Annotated in this window: 15 protein-coding genes and 1 pseudogene; 8 read left to right on the top strand and 8 right to left on the bottom strand. The window is 63.0% G+C overall.

The genetic code is table 11. From position 1 onward, the window contains the following. Positions 1–131 precede the first annotated feature (131 nt). Complete coding sequence (locus I2456_RS12630; protein ID WP_163703833.1) at positions 132–980, top strand: DUF1707 SHOCT-like domain-containing protein; 849 nt, start codon at positions 132–134, stop codon at positions 978–980. Here I2456_RS12630 and I2456_RS12625 read toward each other — a convergent pair whose 3' ends face one another. The 4 genes from I2456_RS12625 to I2456_RS12610 form a co-directional block, all read right to left on the bottom strand. Beyond that, positions 981–1,859 carry a hypothetical protein gene (locus I2456_RS12625; protein WP_174814193.1) on the bottom strand — a complete coding sequence of 293 codons (879 nt, stop codon included), beginning with the start codon at positions 1,857–1,859 and terminating at the stop codon, positions 981–983. It abuts the gene before it with no gap. A gap of 17 nt (positions 1,860–1,876) precedes the next feature. After that, entirely contained in the window at positions 1,877–2,203 is a 327-nt protein-coding gene (locus tag I2456_RS12620; RefSeq protein ID WP_085075240.1) for an STAS domain-containing protein, read from the bottom strand. Then, on the bottom strand, positions 2,203–6,324 hold the full coding sequence (locus I2456_RS12615; protein WP_241007925.1) for a SpoIIE family protein phosphatase: 4,122 nt from the start codon (positions 6,322–6,324) through the stop codon (positions 2,203–2,205). Before I2456_RS12615 ends, I2456_RS12620 begins: the two co-directional genes overlap by 1 nt. Before the next feature lie 92 nt (positions 6,325–6,416). Next, positions 6,417–7,901: an MFS transporter gene (locus I2456_RS12610; RefSeq protein WP_085075238.1), complete on the bottom strand. Its 1,485-nt coding sequence runs from the start codon at positions 7,899–7,901 to the stop codon at positions 6,417–6,419. A 262-nt stretch (positions 7,902–8,163) separates the two neighbouring features. On the opposite strand from I2456_RS12610, the gene I2456_RS12605 reads away from it, so the two are divergent. Both I2456_RS12605 and I2456_RS12600 read left to right on the top strand, forming a co-directional pair. Then, positions 8,164–8,838: a VldE C-terminal domain-containing protein gene (locus I2456_RS12605; RefSeq protein ID WP_085075237.1), complete on the top strand. Its 675-nt coding sequence runs from the start codon at positions 8,164–8,166 to the stop codon at positions 8,836–8,838. Positions 8,839–8,942: 104 nt separating this feature from the next. Further along, a complete protein-coding gene (locus tag I2456_RS12600; RefSeq protein WP_085075236.1) occupies positions 8,943–9,386 on the top strand; it encodes a DUF4383 domain-containing protein in 444 nt (147 codons plus the stop codon). Here the strand turns inward: I2456_RS12600 and I2456_RS12595 are convergent. The 3 genes and pseudogenes from I2456_RS12595 to I2456_RS12585 form a co-directional block, all read right to left on the bottom strand. After that, positions 9,373–10,403: pseudogene (locus I2456_RS12595) on the bottom strand (epoxyqueuosine reductase). The gene I2456_RS12600 and the pseudogene I2456_RS12595 sit on opposite strands and share 14 nt — an antisense overlap. Positions 10,404–10,489: 86 nt before the next feature. Then, entirely contained in the window at positions 10,490–12,151 is a 1,662-nt protein-coding gene (locus I2456_RS12590) for a PE family protein (RefSeq protein ID WP_085075235.1), read from the bottom strand. A gap of 329 nt (positions 12,152–12,480) precedes the next feature. Next, on the bottom strand, positions 12,481–13,233 hold the full coding sequence (locus I2456_RS12585) for an MBL fold metallo-hydrolase (RefSeq protein ID WP_085075234.1): 753 nt from the start codon (positions 13,231–13,233) through the stop codon (positions 12,481–12,483). Between the two features lie 158 nt (positions 13,234–13,391). On the opposite strand from I2456_RS12585, the gene I2456_RS12580 reads away from it, so the two are divergent. Together I2456_RS12580 and I2456_RS12575 are read left to right on the top strand one after the other, a co-directional pair. Further along, the gene (locus tag I2456_RS12580) at positions 13,392–13,877 is read left to right on the top strand and encodes a MarR family winged helix-turn-helix transcriptional regulator (RefSeq protein WP_085075233.1); all 486 of its coding nucleotides are present in this window, start codon (positions 13,392–13,394) and stop codon (positions 13,875–13,877) included. A gap of 29 nt (positions 13,878–13,906) precedes the next feature. Next, positions 13,907–14,323, top strand: coding sequence for a DUF5313 domain-containing protein (locus tag I2456_RS12575; RefSeq protein WP_085075232.1), 417 nt, complete (start codon positions 13,907–13,909; stop codon positions 14,321–14,323). Here the strand turns inward: I2456_RS12575 and I2456_RS12570 are convergent. Further along, on the bottom strand, positions 14,320–14,604 hold the full coding sequence (locus tag I2456_RS12570) for a hypothetical protein (protein ID WP_085075231.1): 285 nt from the start codon (positions 14,602–14,604) through the stop codon (positions 14,320–14,322). The genes I2456_RS12575 and I2456_RS12570 overlap by 4 nt on opposite strands. A 14-nt stretch (positions 14,605–14,618) precedes the next feature. On the opposite strand from I2456_RS12570, the gene I2456_RS12565 reads away from it, so the two are divergent. From I2456_RS12565 to fadD21, 3 genes are all read left to right on the top strand, one after another. After that, positions 14,619–14,912, top strand: coding sequence for a VOC family protein (locus tag I2456_RS12565; RefSeq protein WP_163703832.1), 294 nt, complete (start codon positions 14,619–14,621; stop codon positions 14,910–14,912). 93 nt (positions 14,913–15,005) lie between these two features. Continuing rightward, positions 15,006–15,956: a GNAT family N-acetyltransferase gene (locus I2456_RS12560; protein WP_205880202.1), complete on the top strand. Its 951-nt coding sequence runs from the start codon at positions 15,006–15,008 to the stop codon at positions 15,954–15,956. A gap of 232 nt (positions 15,957–16,188) precedes the next feature. Then, a complete protein-coding gene (gene fadD21, locus I2456_RS12555; protein ID WP_085075229.1) occupies positions 16,189–17,928 on the top strand; it encodes a fatty-acid--AMP ligase FAAL21/FadD21 in 1,740 nt (579 codons plus the stop codon). Positions 17,929–17,982 lie beyond the last annotated feature (54 nt).

Here is a 17,982-nt window from a genome sequence, read left to right as displayed (position 1 = left end):
CGCGGCGAACCGGAGTACGCGGTGGCGTGCCGGGATAAGGCTAACGGCTAGAGCCGCGGTGAGGGGTAATGACGTGACAGCCGGATAGCCGAACCAGCGCGCAAAGCCGCGTGGCATCCTACGATGTCGCTGTGGTCAGCGAAAACACTCGCGCCGCCGATAGCGACCGCAATGACACATGCGAACTGCTCGACGCGGCGCTCGCAGACGGACAACTGTCGACCGAAGAGCACCGCGAGCGGGTGAGCGCCGCGACCAAGGCGCTTACCTTGGGCGAATTGCAGACGCTCGTGTCCGATCTGCAGAATCGAAAGCTACCGACCCAGCCGCCGTCGCGCACGTCGTCCAACCGCACCTGGGGCATTCGCGTCGCGGTGGGGTTGGCGGTGGTGGTGCTCGGCGCTGGGATTGCCTGGGGCTTGCACCCCAAGCCGACCTCGAGCGCTGCGTCAGCGCACCCTCCGGCTCCGCCCGCAGCCATCGTCAGTGTCGGCGACACCGCAATCGCCCCGACGAAGCCGATCGCACCGGCTCCCCCGCAAATGCTGACGCTCACCGGGCTCACCGAGCTGCTCGCCCAGATGCGGACGCAGTTCGGCGACACGCTGGGCTACCAGCTCAACGTCTACCAGGACAAGGCGGTCGTCCAGCGACCTGACACCGCCAATGCCCACAAGATCGTGCAATGGGTCTACCGCAACGGCACCTGGGCGAACCAGGGACCGAGCACAGCGGTCTTTTCCGGCTCCGGTGTGGGTGACCTCAGTCGGTTCGACGTGCAAGCGGTGCTGGGCGTGGTACATGAGGCGCCCACTACTCTGGCGCTCTTCGACGCGCCAGAGACGTTCTTGGCGATCGAAAGCCGCAAAGACGGCACGCTGTACCTCAACATCCACGTCTCGGACAACACGCGACGGAGCGGGTCCATTGTCGTCGGCCCGGACGGCAGCATCGCTGAGATCGACCGTCCACCCCGGTAGTCATCTCATCTGCAGGCCGCGTTTGCGGACCCACATCTCGGCCGCGACCGTTCCGCCTATCCAGACCGCTGTGGCGAACCCCAGGTGCACGAAGCTTTTCGTGTCTCGCCCCAACACAGGACCGATCGCCGCCGGAAGCTGGGTCCAGAACACCTTGTGCTCGACGCCGTCCATCGGGTCGGCGACGTAGTACACCGCATACGGCAAGGTCACCGCCGCAAGCCAGGCGCTGGTCCGGCGCAGGTCGTGGCGCTGCCGCCACCGCCGGATCAGCGGCTCAGCGGCCACCGGATGCAGCACCGAGACGAGATTGCCGACACCGAGCCACGACAAGATCGGCACCGCGACGTTGGGAATCGTAACCGCAAGGCGCTGAGGTGATTCCAGCTGCAGCGTCAACGCCATCGCCACCACCAGGGTGGGCATCCCCACCAGCACGAGCAGCGCCATGTTCTTGATCAACAGCACCCGCCACAGCGGCGTGCCTGCGGCAAGTCCCTTGACGACGCGATAATGGTCGCCGCCAAGGACATTCGTCGTGGTGACGTCGGCCAGCACAAAAGACGAGAAGTAGGTACTGACCAACACCACCCAGTCCAAGTGGTGATGGTGGTAATGACGCGTTTGATGACCATGCGAGGCCAGCGGCTGCACGGCCAGCCAAGCCACCGCCAGACATAGATTCGCCACGACACCCGATAACCAGGTTCGCGGCGGCGTGAACGCCCAGCGGATTTCTGACCACAGCGCGGGCCAGAAACCTTGGTTGAAATTTGTCGCCGCACGCACCGCCGACGCCGGGCGGGGTGCCGACGCACGCACCACCGCTCGCACGACCGCACGCACCTGCCGACGCATCGGCGTCTCCGGCTCCGTCATCCGCGTCCGCTGCCGCCCTAGCTATTGTCAGCGGCCGAGGTCATCTCGACGGTCGCGATCTTGCTGAATCCACTGATGGTGAGGACCCGAACCATCAACGGATGCACGATGACTCGCAGCCGGTCGACTTCATCCGCGTGATCGAACAGGGCGTTGATGCCCGCGCTGTCCACGTACCTCACCGCGCTGAGGTCGATGGTGATCGGGTTGCGGGTGCCCTCACTGGCGGAGCTGAGCGCTTGAGTGAATTGTTCGATGTTGCTGAGATCGATCTCCCCCGTCGCGGTCACTCTCGGCCGCCCGTCCACACCACGGTCGGTGTTCACGGAGAGCTGCGTGGCCATCAGGCGATCCTCGCGTACATCTGCACCGTGGTGCCAGTGTCATCGGAGTGAATGCTCAAGTCCTCCATCAGCCCTCGCATGAGGGTGATGCCGCGGCCCCGACTGACCCCAGGTGTCTGGCGGGGCGGTTTCCAGCTGCCGGAATCGGTGACCGTCACCCATAGCCGGTCCACGACGGCGGTGGCCTGCAACAGGACGGTGCCTTCTGGTCGGTCACGGTGACCATGCTCGATCGCGTTGGCCACGGCTTCGCCGGCGGCGATGAGCACGTCTTGGATCTGCTCGGGTTCGACTCCCGCCTGCCTCAACCAGCTACGCAAAGCGGCACGACTGGGTCCCAAGTGGTTGGCGTCGGCCACGAATCTCATGGTCAGCGGTGCGGGTTGGCGATAAAGCAGGACGGCGACGTCGTCCGGATAACCACCCCCCGGTTCCAGCCGGGACATCAAGTTGTCCGCCACCTCGTCGATGGAGTCGGAACGGCCGCCGTGGACCACGTCGGCAGCTCGGTCCATACCGTCGTCGATAGAGCGGCCGCGGCGTTCCACCAGCCCGTCGGTATAGAGCAGCAGCGTCGCCCGCGGCGGCATGGTCACCCGCGCTTCGGTCCGCGACCAGTCCGGGCGCAGCGCCAAGGGCAGCCCATGCCCGCCGTCGAGCCTTGCTTTGGTGCCGTCAGCGTGCACCAAGATGGGCGGCGGATGCCCAGCGCTGGAATACACCAGTTCACCCGTGTCAAGGGTGAGGACCGCGCAGAATGCAGTGGTGCAGCGCGCCCCCGGTAACCGCGCGGCGAACCGGTCGAGACCCGTGAGCGCGGCGCTGGGACTGGTCTGCTCAAGCAGCAGGGCCCGGCAGGCGCTGCGCAACTGACCCATCACCGTGGCGGCGGACAAGCCGTGACCGACACAATCACCGACGATCAACGCAACGCGGCCCTTGTCGATGTCGACGACGTCATACCAATCCCCGCCGACCTTGAGTGGTCGGCTCGCGGGGTGGTACCGCACCGCGAAACCCTCAGGGAGACTTGCGGGCCCGAGCATCGCATGCTGAAGTGCGACGGCGGTTTCGCGTTGCTGGTCCAATTGATAGACGCGCTGCAGACCCTGACCGAGCCGTCCGCTGAGAACCGTCAACAAGGTTTGGTCCTCCGGGGTGAACGGCCGGTGCTCGGCGAGCTCCACCCAAATGACCAACACACCGTTGGGATGCTGCAATGCAATACCCGCCGCGCCGGCTTCCTCGGCGAGCGGAGTGAGCAGGTCGCCCTCACGTAAAGACGAAATGCGTTGCTGTAGTTGCGCTGGCAAGTCGCTCCATTGTGCCGGTTCTCCGGCGCACACAACATGCGGCGGGACCGTTTTCCCGGCATCGCCGAAGGTTATGGCAAGTATTCGCCGCGCCTGCCATAACCGCAGCAGCTCGGCGGTGGCCTCGTGCAGTGCGTCATCGAGCGTATCTGCCTGCGCCAGTTGCTGATTGAGCGCAGCAAGAGCAGTTTGGCGTTGCACAAGATAATGCTCGGCCGTCACATCGCGGAAGGTGCCTACCATCACCCGCCGGCCCGAGTCGGGATCTTCAGCATGGTTGAAAGTCACCGCAACCCAGCGGCGCTGCCCGTCGCGGTGCGTGATGGGAGCGGTGAACGTGCCGTGGGTGTCGCTCAACATCCCCTCGAACGCGACCTCAACTTGCCGGAACGCTTCGGAGTCGGTCTCTTTGTTCGGCCACCAAGGATGGACGGGGTGGTACGGCAATCCTTCGGGACCGTAGCCGAGTATTTCGGTGAACGCGGTGTTGATCTCGATGACGGCACCGTCTTCGTCGCAGACGAAAAACGCCTCCTGCAATGAGTCCACCAACGCCGCACGCCAGCGGGACTGATGGCCGCGCAAGCGAGCCAATTCGACATTGGCGCGCACCCGGGCGAGAAGCTCTGCAGCGGCGAAAGGTTTGACGAGGTAGTCGTCGGCTCCCGCTAATAACCCTTCGATGGAAGCTTCTTGCCCGGCGCGAGCGGACAGCAGCAGAACCGGTAGGGCGGCGGTGCGTGGGTCGTTGCGCAGCGCCGCAAGCAGCTGCAGCCCGTCGAGGTTGGGCATCATGACGTCGCTGATGACGAGTTCGGGCAACTGCGAGCGGATGACTTCGAGCGCCTGGCTGCCGTCGGTGACGTCCGTTACCTCATAGCCTGAGGTTCGTAGCAAGTTGGTCAGGTACTCGCGCATGTCGGCGTTGTCATCTGCGACCACTACGTGGATCCGCTCGCCAACTTTTTCGGCCGGGGTGATGGCCGTCATGGTGGCGGTGGTGCCGGTGTCCGCCGGTGTGGTGCCACTGGGCAGCCACCGCAGGGCTTCCTGGACATACGGTTGGGCGATCACCCCGGAAACGGCACGGGCGGACTGCGGTGAGCCGATCTCGTCGGCGGGCAGGTGAGCGGTGCCGAAGGGCACACGCACCGTGAAGGCGGTGCCTGACCCCTCCACACTTTCCGCGGTGATGGTGCCACCGTGCAGCCCGACCAGTTCTCTGACCAGTGCCAGGCCTATCCCGCTGCCCTCGGTGGATCGCGCTCGCGAGCTTTCCACCCGGTGGAAACGTTCGAACAGCCGAGGGATTTCGGTGGCAGGCACGCCGATCCCCGTATCGCTGACCGTGACCACCGCCTCAGCACCTTCGCGGCCGACCCGGACGGTGATCGAACCCTCGAAGGTGAATTTCAGCGCGTTGGAGAGCAGGTTGAGGATCACCTTTTCCCACATCTCCCGGTCCAGGTACACCGGTTCGTCGAGCGGTGGACAGTCCACAGTGAACGTCAGACCGGCCCGCTCGATGGCCGATCGGAACACGCTGGCCAGTTCGGCGGTGAGGGAGGCGACGTCGACGGGCTCGAACAGCGCCTGCATCCTGCCTGCCTGGATCCGGGAGAAGTCCAGCAACGTGTTGACCAGCTTGGCCAACCGCAGTCCGTTGCGGTGTACCAACTCCAATTCCTGACGGGTGCGATCGTCGATTCCCGTTGCCTTGGTGCGCAATTCGTCGACCGGTCCGAGGATCAACGTCAGCGGCGTCCGAAACTCATGGCTGATATTGGAGAAGAAAGTCGTCTTGGCGCGATCGAGTTCGGCCAGTTCCTCCGCACGCTGTTGCTGGGCTCGATAGCTGCGTGCACTCACCACCCCGGCGGCGATGTGTCCGGCAACCAACTCGATGAAGCCGCGGTAGCCGTCGTCGAATGGGCGGTACCGGTTGAGCCCGGCGACCAGGAAACCGACCGGTGCGCCGCCCTGCTGTAGCAGCGGCACGACCACCGCCTGTATCGGCGGCTTTCGCCAGGCGCCGGCGGGTAGGTCCGTGGCGCGACCGGCCAGGTCGACTAGCTGTGTTTGACCTTGCTCGGCGTTCTCCAGCGGCCATATCGAATCGCCATCGCGGGTAAGGGTTTCCGGTGCGGCGGGATGCCCCGGGGATATCCCGCTGACTCCCGCGAGCTGAGCATGCCCATCGTCGCCGAACAGATAAGTCGCAGTGAAGGGCAGATCGTACGGGTTGTTGGCGAGCTGGTCGGCGGCGAAGTTCAGCATTTCTCGCTCGGTACGCACGACGCTCGGGTCCGACCCCAGGTCGCGCAGCATCGCCATGCGCCGTTGGGCAATGACTCGTGCGGTGTCCTCGCTGACCACACAAAGCATGCCGACTACGCGCGCGTCCTCGTCACGCAGCGGGCTGTAGGAGAAGGTGTGGTAGCTCTCTTCTGGGTAGCCCGAGCGTTCGAGGATGAGCAGCAAGGCTTCGTCCCAGGTCGCCTCTCCGGTGGACAGGACGTGCTCGACCCGTGGTCCGACGTCCGGCCAGATTTCGGCCCACACTTCGCTGGCCGGGCGGCCCAGCGCCCAGGGATATTTGCGGCCCAGGGTGTCTCGGCGATAAGCGTCGTTGCAGAAGAAGGTCAGCTCTGGTCCCCACCCCATCCACATCGGGAACCGGGAAGCGAGCAGGATGTTGACGGCGGTGCGAAGGCTCTGCGGCCAGTCGTCCACTGGCCCTAACGGGGTTGATGCCCAATCGACGGCGGCAAGATCACGTCCGATCTCCTGGCCTGCGCGGAAGACCACTTGAACCCTCTCAACTGTGACCGTCCCGAACGGGTGGTCAGCGGCAATTCTTCAAGAGAACCACTTAGCGAGATGGCCTCGCCAGTGTTTGCTCAGCTCGACGTCTTGTCTGCGTTGTCCTCCCGTTCGGCGTCGGCCACCGTCAATGGCAACGCCAACTCCTCGAGCGGGCGTTGCTCGGCGGCCACACCCAGCCACAATTCGACCAAGCCGCCGATTGCCATGACCGCAGCCCCGATGAGGAACGACCAGACGACGTGGCCGCGCTGCCCCGACTCGATCAGCTGACCGAACAGCAGCGGACCGGTGATGCCTCCGATCGCCGTTCCCAACGCGTAGAAGAAAGCGATCGCCAGCGCCCGAGTCTCCATCGGGAAGATCTCGCTGACGGTCAGATACGCCGCGCTGGCGCCGGCGGATGCCAGAAAGAACGTCACCGCGAGGACGCCGATGAAGGTCCATACCCCGCCCGTTTGGGTAAGGAACACCACGGCGAGCACAACCGCCACGGCGGCAGAACCGATGTATGACATGGTGATCATCTTTTTCCGGCCGACCGTGTCGAACAGGTGACCCAACAAAAGCGGGCCGGCAAAATTACTCAACGCCCACAAAATGAAGAACAGCGGCACTTTGTCGGAGGCGACGCCATAAAAGCCGCTCAACAGAGTGCCCAGGTTGAACGTCACGCCGTTGTAGAGAAACGCCTGCCCGATGAACAACGCCAACCCCAGGACCGCGCGCTGCGGATACAGGGTGAAGGCCACCCGAGCGATCTCGCGGAATGAGATGGTCTCGCGCTGGCGGATTCTGAGGGGTTCACCTCGCGGTTCGGGAAGCGGTTTGCCGGTGTGCCGCTGCACATCGGCTTCGATCTGACCGACGATTTCCTCGGCCTCCCGGTCGCGGTTGTGGATGAACAACCAGCGCGGACTTTCCGGAACATTGCGCCGAACCAGCAGGACGAAAATGCCGAAAATCGCACCGATACCGAAGGCGAGTCGCCATCCGATGTTTTGCGGAAAATAGGAGGTGTTGAGTAGGAGCAGAGAGCCGGCGGCCCCGGCGGCCGACCCCAACCAATAGGTTCCGTTGATGATGAGGTCGACTCGACCGCGCACCCGTGCCGGAATGAGCTCGTCGATGGCCGAATTGATCGCGGCGTACTCACCGCCGATACCGGAACCGGTCAGGAAGCGCGCGAGGTAGAAGTACCAAGGAGCGAAGGCGAAAGCGGTTGCCACCGTGGCAACCAGGTACACCGCAAGGGTCAGTATGAATAGATTGCGACGGCCGAATCGGTCGGTGAGGTGACCGAAGAACAAGGCGCCCACGCAGGCGCCGGCGATGTAGAAGGCCGCCGCCACACCGATCTGTGCCGGGGTGAGATTGATGCCGCTGCCCTTCTCGGTCAACCGCGACGACACGTTACCGACCATGGTGACCTCGAGCCCGTCGAGAATCCACACGCCACCGAGGCCAACGACGATCCGCCAGTGAAACTTCGACCACGGGAGCCGGTCGAGTCGTGCGGGTACCTGTGTGGTGATGGTCCCGGTTTGCGCGCTCGCGCTCATGCTGGCTCCAATCTGAAGGGACAGAGAACGACGTACCCCACGGCGGCCAGATCTATAACAATTCCGTGTCTCACGCCGGCGAGGAGGCAGCCCGCACGACGCTAGCCGAGCTTGCAGATGGCGGTCAGCCGCAAGAGACCGGCCGACGGTGGGCGGTGTCCTGAGTTCTCCGACAGCCCGGCCAGAACATGAAGCTGAGAATCTTTCCCGTTGCTGTCAAAATCTGTCACATGCGTCGCTTACGACACTAGAGTGCTCTTTCGTGGGCACAGCCGTGTTAGCCAACGGCAGAGGCCGCTGGTTGGCAGTCGCGGCCTCACTCGTCGTTTCTGCCGCCATGGTCTATGCGCAAGCCCAAACGCCGCCGCGTCATGTTGAGGTCCAGGCCCAGGCCCAGGCCCCGACGGCGACCGCCTCCCCACCGGCCGGTGCAACGCACACCGCCAGTCCCGCCGAAGCGGAGATTCTTGCGGCGAACGCGCCAATGGCCGCCCAGGATTTTCAGCTCTCCTTGCCCGCCGGTGTGGCATCGGAGCAGGGATTGCAAGTCAAGACGATCTGGGCGGCGCGGGCTATCAGCGTGCTCTTCCCTCAGATCAAGACCATCTTCGGGTACCGGCAAGATGCGTTGAAGTGGCACCCCAACGGTTTGGCCATCGACGTGATGATCCCGAACCACGAGTCGCCAGAAGGTATCGAGCTCGGGACTCAGATCGCCGGCTATGCCCTGGCGAACGCGAAGCGATGGGGTATCTCCCACGTGATCTGGCGGCAGAAGATCTACCCTGGCGTTGGCTCGGGTAGCTGGACCGCGGACTACGGGTCAGAAACGCTGAACCACTACGACCATGTGCATATTGCGACTGACGGCGGCGGATATCCGACGGGGCACGAGACGTATTACATCGCGTCGATGACCCCTCCGCCGCCAGAATGACGTCTCACTAACCGATTTCGTCAATCGGGCAAGATCTCTTGTCGGGCATCTACTACAGGGCGTAGTATTCGATCGAGTCCCATTCCGTTTGACGGAGGCACACAATGAAGTGGAGCTTCGCCCAAGTCGGCCTGCTGGTCATCAGCGCTTTTCACGTCGTTCAGGCGGTGATCGGCCTGATCGCCGAACCAAGCTTCGCGACCGGACCCAGCGCCCCGACCATCCAACTGCTCGGCATGGATTACAACGGCTGGCATGCCGTCGCCGGTTTGGCGTTGTTCGGGCCGGGTTTCGCGTTCGCGATGCGCAAGTCGTGGTCGGTGCTGTATCTATTGCTGGCCGCGATAGCCGGTGCGCTGCCGGGTATTTGGGCGTTCTTCTCCCATCAGGTCGCTTATGTCTTCACCTTCCCCAACAACACCACCGACGCGGTAGTGCACCTGGTCACTGCGGCGGTGATGGTGTCGGTTGCCGCCATCCAGATCCGCATCGATGGCGGGTTGAAGAATTCGTTGAGCGATCTACGGCAATCGGCTAGCGGCCGCTGACCCCGCTGTCGACGACTTTCACCCGCTTGTTCGGGTAGCGGCGTTCGGCATGCTCCTTGGCGTTCGAGTTGGGCAGCACGTAAAGCGTTTCCTTCTTGTCCTGCAACGGCTTCAAGACCATGTCCATGAAGCCCTTGCGGTCCTCGAGGTACGGGGCGATGACATCTTCTCCCGCCGGACACACCGCGAGGCAGTAGGCGGCTTTGTAGTTGGGCTTGAACGCCAAACTCTGCCACATGGAAGCGTTTTCGGAATCGCTTACCCGAGAACGGAATCGGTTGCATCGCTGCTGTCGGCGATTGTTTGCACCCAGTCGGTGAATCCGCCCATGAATTCGCGGTAGTTGTGCACCGAGCAAGCGACGAAGTCGAATTCGCCCTTCTTTCCTATTGCGCCGACGGGACACGCCGCGACGCACAGCTTGCACTCCAGGCACGGGCTGTAATCCAGCGGCTGGCCGTAACTACTGACCGGAGCATCGACCAAGATGGTGCCAAGCAGGATGAAGTTGCCGAACTTGGGATGAATCACGTTGCGGTGGATGCCCATTACGCCCAAGCCCGCAGCGACGGCGACGGGTTTGTGGGCCACCACCCAGATGCGACCGGGGAAGTTGTCCATTTCCATCGGGAACGTGGCCGACGGATTGAGCGCGCGGTAGCCGGCATCTTGGAGTCGGCGCACGATGCGATGCGCCGCCTCGTTCATGACTTCCCCGCTGCGGTGGAACTCCTGGTTGGCCACACTGCGTGCCGTGGACCGGACGTTGTCGCGGTTCATCCGGACGACCAGCGAGATGAAGCTTTTCGTTCCCGGCAGCGCTGCATCGACGTGCTCTCGCTCAGAAGCGAGGTCGGGATTGTCGACGCTGGCGAACGCGACATCGTCAGCGCCGGCTGCTAGGCATAGCTCGCGCAGCCAGGCCGCGTCCAGCACGCCGGGACGGGGCGTCGAGCGTGATCGCACCTTGCGAACCGTGGGGTGCTGGGCCAGTCGCGCGGGAATTTTGTCCACCATGCTGAGTATAGTACACAATACTTAGATGGCACGGCGCATAAGTCGGAAAGGGCGCCGGCCTGCACCGGCGCCCTCCCGTCAAGGCTCTAACCGATCGGCGTAATAGCCTGCGCGAGTTGCGAACCGAAGCTCAACAGACCAGGGATCAGGCCACCGAGCGGGGTGTTTCCCGAGAGGATGAGCGGCAACATCGTCCCGTCCACGTCGACGATCACTTGCGGAAGGGTGAGCGGCGTGAGAAGGCCGCCGAGTGGGATGTATGTCGTGGATGGAAGGGTGGCGCCCGGGAAGAGACTGACCGAGGCTGGCGGCAGCGCGATGACGGTCGTGCCGTTGAGGAATCCGTCGGCGATGACAGCCGGAGCATCGAGCAATGCCGCGGCTGCCGCCGACGCGTTGCCGGTCTGAACAGCGCTGAGGAACGCTACCGAGCTGGAATTGAGGGCGCTCAACGCGTTGGCTGGTCCGCCGATTCCGTCCAACACGAGTTGCAGAGGTATGCCGAATGTGAGGTTGGCCTTGTCGCTGATACTGAGCGTCGTTCCGAAGTTGGTAGCAGCCGAAAGGACATTCGTCGCGTTCTGGGCGATCTGTGCCGGGATCGAACCGGCGGGCAGAAGGTTGGTGAGGTTCTGCGCCATCTGTGCGGGGATACCGAAGATCGGCGCTAGATCGCCCAACGGGCCGATCGGCACGATGTCGAACGTAGCCAGTTGCCCTACTTGTGCGACGAGAACCCCGTTGAAGCCGGGCAGGAAGGCGTTCACCAGAGCCGAATTGATGTCGCCGTAGGCGGCGACGTTGTTGCCCGCCAGCAGATCGAGGGCGGCCGCCTGAAAGCCTGCCGGCAAGGTCTGCACGCCGGCACCGAAGTCCTGGGCTGCGCTGACCAGACTTGTGCCTATCGTCTGTGCGTAACCGATTTGATTGTTGATGAAGCTTTGTACGTACGGGGCTGGGTTGAACGCCAACAACTGCTGCAGCCCGGCCTGGATGGTCGCCGGCAAGCTGGCCACCTCGGCGGGGAGGTTTTGGATGCCGGTGGCTATCGACGAGGCGATCGTCTGCGCATATCCGGCCTGGTTGCTGGCCAACTGATTCAAGAATGGGAATGGGTGGGCGGCGATGGTGTTGCCGATGGCTTGCAAGTTATTGATGGTGTTGGTGGCCAGCGCTTGATAGGGCGCTACCACGGCATTCGCAAAACTGTTGAAGCCGGTGATCAGTCCCGGCGCGCCACCGGACTCCAGCGCCCCGAGGCTAGCGGTGAAGCCGGCGATCGACTGCGAAAGTGATTGCCCCCCAGTCTGAATAGCGCCCGATAGGGCCGCGGGAGCACCGGTGATCGCCGATGACAACGCGTTGACGCTTACTTGGATTTCGCCGCCGAGATTCGAGGCGACGGTGAGACTTCCGAAAAGGGACTGGGCGGGGGCGGTCAAGCCGCTGAGGAGCGTCTGCTCGACGTTGGCCGCCTCCGCGGTGGCATAAGCGTTGGCACCTGCATTCACCAACCCGACGAACTGCTGATGGAACGCTTGCGCCTGAGCGCTCAAGGCTTGGAATTGCCGGCCGTGGTTGCCGAATAGCGTAGCGATCGCCTGCGATACCTCGTCCTGAGCCGCAGCCACGACGCCCGTGGTGGGTGCCGACACTGCCGCAGCGGCCTCGGCCAGCGAGGATTGAATACCAGCCAGATCTTGGGCCGCACCCTGCAGTAATTCAGGTGCCGCGACGACAAACGCCATAGCAATCTCCTTGATTAATTTGCCCGATGACCAACGGTCACCCCGTTGATTGACATGAGATTAATAGCGAATTTCTTACTTGCAAGTAAGGTGTCGTTACTCGGGAGTAATATCCAGGGAACTCACAGGTTCGTGCGGATGCGGGGCGCGGGTCCGACTGGTACGGCCGCACAGCCGGGGGCGTTCGCAGCTATGAGCGGACGTGGCCGATTCGGGCTAACTCACCCGACCGCACCGCCCGCACTTCAATCGAACACCCGGTGAAATCGCTTGGCGCAGCGGACTCTTCGAATCGATGTCCCTAGCGGCTTGCGGTCGCCGCTTGGGTATCAGTGCGGCCCGCGGTCCCGGGCGAGATCGGTCGCGTCGGCGATGCCGCGAGTCCATGCCTCGCCATGACCTGGTAACACAATCCTGGCGTTGGTGTTGCGCAACACCGCCAGTGACTCCAGGGCCTGTGCACTATCGGCCGTAGCAGCGCCGGACACGATCTGCGGGCCGGTCCCCCCCGTGTAGGGGTCCAACGTCACCAGGGCGTCACCGGTGATCACCGCATCTCGGTCGGGAAAGTGCAGCGCGGTATGGCCGAAGGTGTGCCCCGGGGTGAACACCGGGACGGGTTGACCCGGCACCTCCAAGGAACGGCTGTGGTCGAACACCTCGACGTCGTGGACACCTCGGGTGACAAGCGCGCCCGCCAGTGTCATGCGAGCAATGATCGGAAGCGACCGAGGATGGGTCAGGGGCACCGCGAAGCGATTACGCTCATGCTGATATCGCAGCGGATGCGTTGCGAGTTCTCGCTCATCGGTGTGCGTCCACACCGGCAAGTGCCACTCTTTCTGGATGGCCGAGGCGGCGCCGACGTGATCGAAGTGCGCGTGCGTGAGAACGACCGCGGCGATCTGGTCGGGTTTCGCGCCCACTTCGCCCAATAGGCCCTCCAGATGCGGCCACACGCCGGGCAAACCCGCATCAACCACGGTGTACTCGCCGTGGTCCCCCTCCACCAAGTAGAGGTTGACGTGGGCGTGTTCGATGCGATGAATGCCATCCGCGGCGTTTCGATGCAGCGTTGCCATGATCACTCACTTCCCAGGGCAGGCTTTGGACGCCGTGCTGCCTCATTGCCCCGATGCTGTGCAGTACCCGGTCGCGGGCCAGGGAATCCTCTGCTGCGCGATCGGTTGTGACGCGGCGAACATTGTTTGTGCGCTATTTGTTAGGGCACGATGAAAATATGCGTACCGCTGCCGACGTCGATCCGCTCGCATTGGAGCAGCAAGTCTGCTTTGCTCTGGCCATTACGAACCGTGCCGTGCTCGGGGTATACCGACCGCTGCTCGAGCCGCTTGGTCTGACGCACCCGCAATACCTGGTGATGCTCGCCTTGTGGGATCACCAGAAACAATCTTCGAGTGGCCCGTCACCGATGTCGGTGAAGCAAATTGCCACGGCGCTGCAATTGGATTCGGCCACGCTGTCGCCGATGCTCAAGCGCCTGGAGGCGCTCGGCTTGATCACCCGCACCCGTAGCGCCGTCGACGAGCGATTTACCGACGTCAATCTCACCAAGGCGGGAACCGACCTGAGGCAACGGGCATTGGCAATACCGCCCGCCGTGATAGCGAGTCTCGGCGTGAAGGTGTCGGAACTCGAGCATCTGCACCAAGTCCTCACCCGCATCAACGCGGCCGCTCTGGCCGCCGGCGCACTGCAATCCTGACCCGTCGCCGCCGACTACAAGGAGCCGTCATGGCCGCCGCCAAGCCCAACTTCTGGCAACACCTTACTTACTCATACGGGCGTACCTTGCCGAACTCAATGCGTAACTGGGTCGCCCAAGATCTCGCCGGCGCCGGAGCGATCCGTCGGCACATGATTCGCTGGGCAATACCGCCGTTCCTGGTCTTGGCTCCGTTCTGGCTACTACCCGCTTCGCTATACGTCCACCTGGAGATGACGGCGCCCCTATTCACTTGGGCGCTGCTGATTTCCCTTGCCCTGAACAAGGTTTGGCGTAGACACCGACTGGCACAGCACGGCCTGGATCCAAATCTGGTCGACGCCATCAAGCGTCGAACCCAGGCCAGCATGCACGAAGACTACGTCCGTAGATACGGACCGCGCCCGCAAGAGGCCAACCGGCAGGCCAATAGCAGTCCCTTCTAGTCAGCACGGTCACCAGTGTCCGGGTTCGGCCATCCGGTGGTGAAGGCAAATGGCGGCACCGTAGCGCCGGTCGCCGGGGTCACACCGGCCCATTGGTCCACCGCATCTTCGGCCCATTGGCACCATCGCAGCACCGCCTCGTATTGACTCATCAGCAGTTTGCCGGTGAGGGCGATGACGGGCAGCCGGTCCGGGAAGGAGCCTCCGGTTTCTGCATAATCGGCTGATCTAGACAAGATTTCAGCAAGTCGCGCTTGCGCGTCGGCCCGGATCTCGGCCAAGGCTGGTCGGAGCTGTGCAAGCCGGGTGGCAGGCCATCCTGCTCATCCATCCGGCATCGCGCACCATCCTGGAAGTTCAGCAGCACGACGACAACCGGGGCGAACTGTTCGACCCGCGGCGAACCGGATTCGACCACATGGGATTCAAAGTTGACGATCGCGCTGAGCTTGACGCGTGGTTGTCAAGATTCGAGCAACTCGGCGTGCGCCACTCCCCGATCGTCGAGCGCGACTACGGCGCGGTTCTCACCTTCAAAGACCCCGACGGCATTCAGTTCGAGATCTTCTATCGCGCCGACCACCCTTGATCGACAACTCGAGGCAGCACCTCGCCGCTGACAGAGGTTGCACCGAAATCGTTGTCGAACAAAACCGGCGCAATTGTCGTTTAACTACCCATGGTGCAAGTCGATCGGGCGTTCACCGGAATGTGGAGCCAGGACGATCCGGCCGCGGCGGACAGCAGCGTATCGCGGGCAGGCAGCCCGCACCTCGAGCCCAACATCCGCCGCATCACCGAAAGCGACACGACGGCATGCGGGAGCGTTTGCTATCACGCATTCGCCACGATCGCCCAGCAGCACAGCTTTCCGGCTGACTTCCCGAGCATCGACGTTGCGACGACCTTGGTTTCGAGTCTGATCCAGCACCCCAAGTTCTATGGTGTGGTCGCCGACGTCGAAGCCGAGGTTGTCGGTGCCAACTTCCTGGATGAGCGCTCAACGATTTCGAGCGTCGGCCCAATCACAGTCGACCCGCGCACCCAGAATCGGCGGGTCGGCCGCATGTTGATGGCTGCGGTCTTACAGCGCAGCGCGCAGATCAACGCACCGGGAGTGCGATTGGTGCAAGCTGCCTACCACAATCGTTCGATGAGTCTGTACGCCAAGTTCGGGTTCCAGGTGCGCGAGTCGCTGGCCGTGATGTCGGGCCAACCGCTGCGCACGCACCTGCCTGGCTATCCGGTGCGCGCAGCAACCGCCGAGGACTTAACTGTGTGTAATCTCCTGTGCTACCGCGTACATGGTCACGACCGAGCCGGGGAGCTCATTGATGCGTTGACCGCTGGCACCGCATCCGTCGTCGAGCGTGGGAATAGGATTACCGGATATACGACAGGCGTCGGCTTCTATGGCCACTCCGTCGGTGAAAGCGACGACGACATCGTTGCGCTCATAGCCGCGGCCGAGCAATTCGGTTCTGGCGAAGGCTTCATCGTTCCCCTGAGCAACAACAATCTGATGCGCTGGTGCTTGGCTCGACGGTTTCGGGTCAGCTACATGGTGAATCTGATGAGCCTTGGGCTGTATCAGCAACCACGCGGAGCGTTTCTCGCCTCGATTGGCTACTGAAGCGCCCCAGGATTTGCAGCCTGTCGGCTGTGATTTCAAGACTGGCCCAGACACCGGACTGACTGTGATATGAGCCACTCGACCGGGGCCCGGCTTCCTAAAGCGGTTGTGCGCGCAGCAAATTGACGGCTTCGCCAGATTGTCCGGTCCTTGTCGAGGGAGAACCAAATGCGACCTGATTTGCCGCACCACGCGCGTGGCATCGACCGAGTGCGGAGGTAACCTAGCTGCCATGCAGAACTCCTCGGTCCTGTCCATACTGCGTGAGCGGGCTGGACTGCAGCCCGACGACATAGCGTTCAGATTCACTGATTACGAGCAGGATTGGGCCGGGGTTTCCGAAGCGCTCACGTGGGAGCAGTTGTATCAACGCAGCATCGCTGTCGCGCACGAGGTGCGCCGCCATGGCTCGGTCGGGGACCGCGCTGTGATCCTGGCGCCTCAGGGTTTGGAGTACATAGCAGCGTTCCTGGGCGCCATGCTGGCGGGCCTGATTGCAGTTCCCCTATCCGTGCCGCAGGCCGGCTCACACGACGAGCGAGTCAGTGCCGTCCTTGCCGATACCACACCCACTGTTGTCCTGACGACCTCAGCGATCGAGGAAACCGTTGCGCCCTACGTAACGCGGCAGAACGCAGACAGCAACACCACGATCATCAACGTCGATGCATCGGATCTGAAAACCCAAACTCTGCAAAGCATTCGGGTCAGTAATCCGCCGGGCACCGCATACTTGCAGTACACCTCTGGGTCGACGCGTCTGCCGGCCGGGGTGATGATCACCCACCGCAACCTGATGGTGAACTTCCGGCAACTGATGGCCGACTACTTCGCCCCCACCAACGGCCGGGCGCCCAGTGATCTGACGCTGGTCTCGTGGCTGCCCTTCTATCACGACATGGGCTTGGTGCTGGGCGTCATCGCACCCATCCTCGGCGGCTGGCGCGGTGAACTCACCAGCCCGGTCGCGTTCCTGCAACGCCCTGCGCGCTGGATTCAAGCCATGGCCAACAGCAGCCACTCGTTTTCAGCGGCACCCAATTTTGCGTTCGACCTTGCCGTACGCAAGACGACCGAACAGGACATGGCCGGGTTAGATCTCGGGTCGTGTCAGGGCATCATCAGTGGTAGCGAACGAATACACCCAGCGACGCTCAAGCGATTCTGCGACCGGTTCGCTGCTTACCGCTTCCGGGACGAAATGATGCTTCCTTCCTACGGTTTGGCTGAAGGGACCGTCTACGCCGCCAGTCGCCCCAAGGGGGGCTCGCCGCGGGTGGTGCAGTTCGACCCCGAGAAACTGTCGGCGGGCGCAGCGGAGCAGTCCACAGAACGAACCGGTGCACCGCTGCTGAGCTACGGCACGCCTACCTCGCCCATGGTGCGCATCGTTGATCCTGAGACGTGCGTCGAATGCCCGTCAGGAACGGTCGGTGAGATCTGGCTGCACGGCGACAACGTCGCCAAAGGCTACTGGCGCAAGCCAGAGGAAACGCAGCGCACCTTCGCAGGAATGCTGGCCGACCCCTCCCCCGCCACGCCACAAGGTCCGTGGCTTCGCACCGGAGATCTCGGATTTCTTTTCGAGGGTGAGATGTTCATCGTCGGTCGCATGAAAGACTTGCTGATCGTCTACGGGCGCAACCACTATCCCGAAGACATCGAATCGACGGTGCAGGAAATCACCGGCGGACGGGTCGCCGCGATCTCCGTGCCAGTCGACCAGACGGAGAAGCTTGTGACCATCATCGAAGTCAAGAAGCGCGGCGACTCCGACGAAGAGGCGAAGCAGAAGCTGACCGTGGTGCGAAACGACGTCACCGCGGCTATTTCTCATTCGCACGGGCTCAATGTGGCCGACCTCGTTATGGTGCCACCCGGCTCCATCCCCACCACAACCAGCGGGAAAATTCGGCGTGCCGCGTGTGTCGAACAGTACCGGCGGCAAGAGTTCACGCGACTGGACGCCTAGGCGGATCAGCAAGCTACCAATCCCAAGGGCATTCACAGGTGGTACACGCTCAAC

The organism is Mycobacterium kubicae, from assembly GCF_015689175.1.
GTDB classification, from domain to species: domain Bacteria; phylum Actinomycetota; class Actinomycetes; order Mycobacteriales; family Mycobacteriaceae; genus Mycobacterium; species Mycobacterium kubicae.
Note: the sequence above shows the minus strand (reverse complement) of the source record. Positions and strands in the feature narration are given on the sequence as shown.

What these genes read in the sequence shown, in the direction of transcription:
- I2456_RS12625 (WP_174814193.1), bottom strand. Translation starts at nt 1,859, where the DNA reads ATGACGGAGCCGGAGACGCCGATGCGTCGGCAGGTGCGTGCGGTCGTG.
- I2456_RS12620 (WP_085075240.1), bottom strand. Translation starts at nt 2,203, where the DNA reads ATGGCCACGCAGCTCTCCGTGAACACCGACCGTGGTGTGGACGGGCGG.
- I2456_RS12610 (WP_085075238.1), bottom strand. Translation starts at nt 7,901, where the DNA reads ATGAGCGCGAGCGCGCAAACCGGGACCATCACCACACAGGTACCCGCA.
- I2456_RS12600 (WP_085075236.1), top strand. Translation starts at nt 8,943, where the DNA reads ATGAAGTGGAGCTTCGCCCAAGTCGGCCTGCTGGTCATCAGCGCTTTT.
- I2456_RS12590 (WP_085075235.1), bottom strand. Translation starts at nt 12,151, where the DNA reads ATGGCGTTTGTCGTCGCGGCACCTGAATTACTGCAGGGTGCGGCCCAA.
- I2456_RS12585 (WP_085075234.1), bottom strand. Translation starts at nt 13,233, where the DNA reads ATGGCAACGCTGCATCGAAACGCCGCGGATGGCATTCATCGCATCGAA.
- I2456_RS12580 (WP_085075233.1), top strand. Translation starts at nt 13,392, where the DNA reads ATGCGTACCGCTGCCGACGTCGATCCGCTCGCATTGGAGCAGCAAGTC.
- I2456_RS12575 (WP_085075232.1), top strand. Translation starts at nt 13,907, where the DNA reads ATGGCCGCCGCCAAGCCCAACTTCTGGCAACACCTTACTTACTCATAC.
- fadD21 (WP_085075229.1), top strand. Translation starts at nt 16,189, where the DNA reads ATGCAGAACTCCTCGGTCCTGTCCATACTGCGTGAGCGGGCTGGACTG.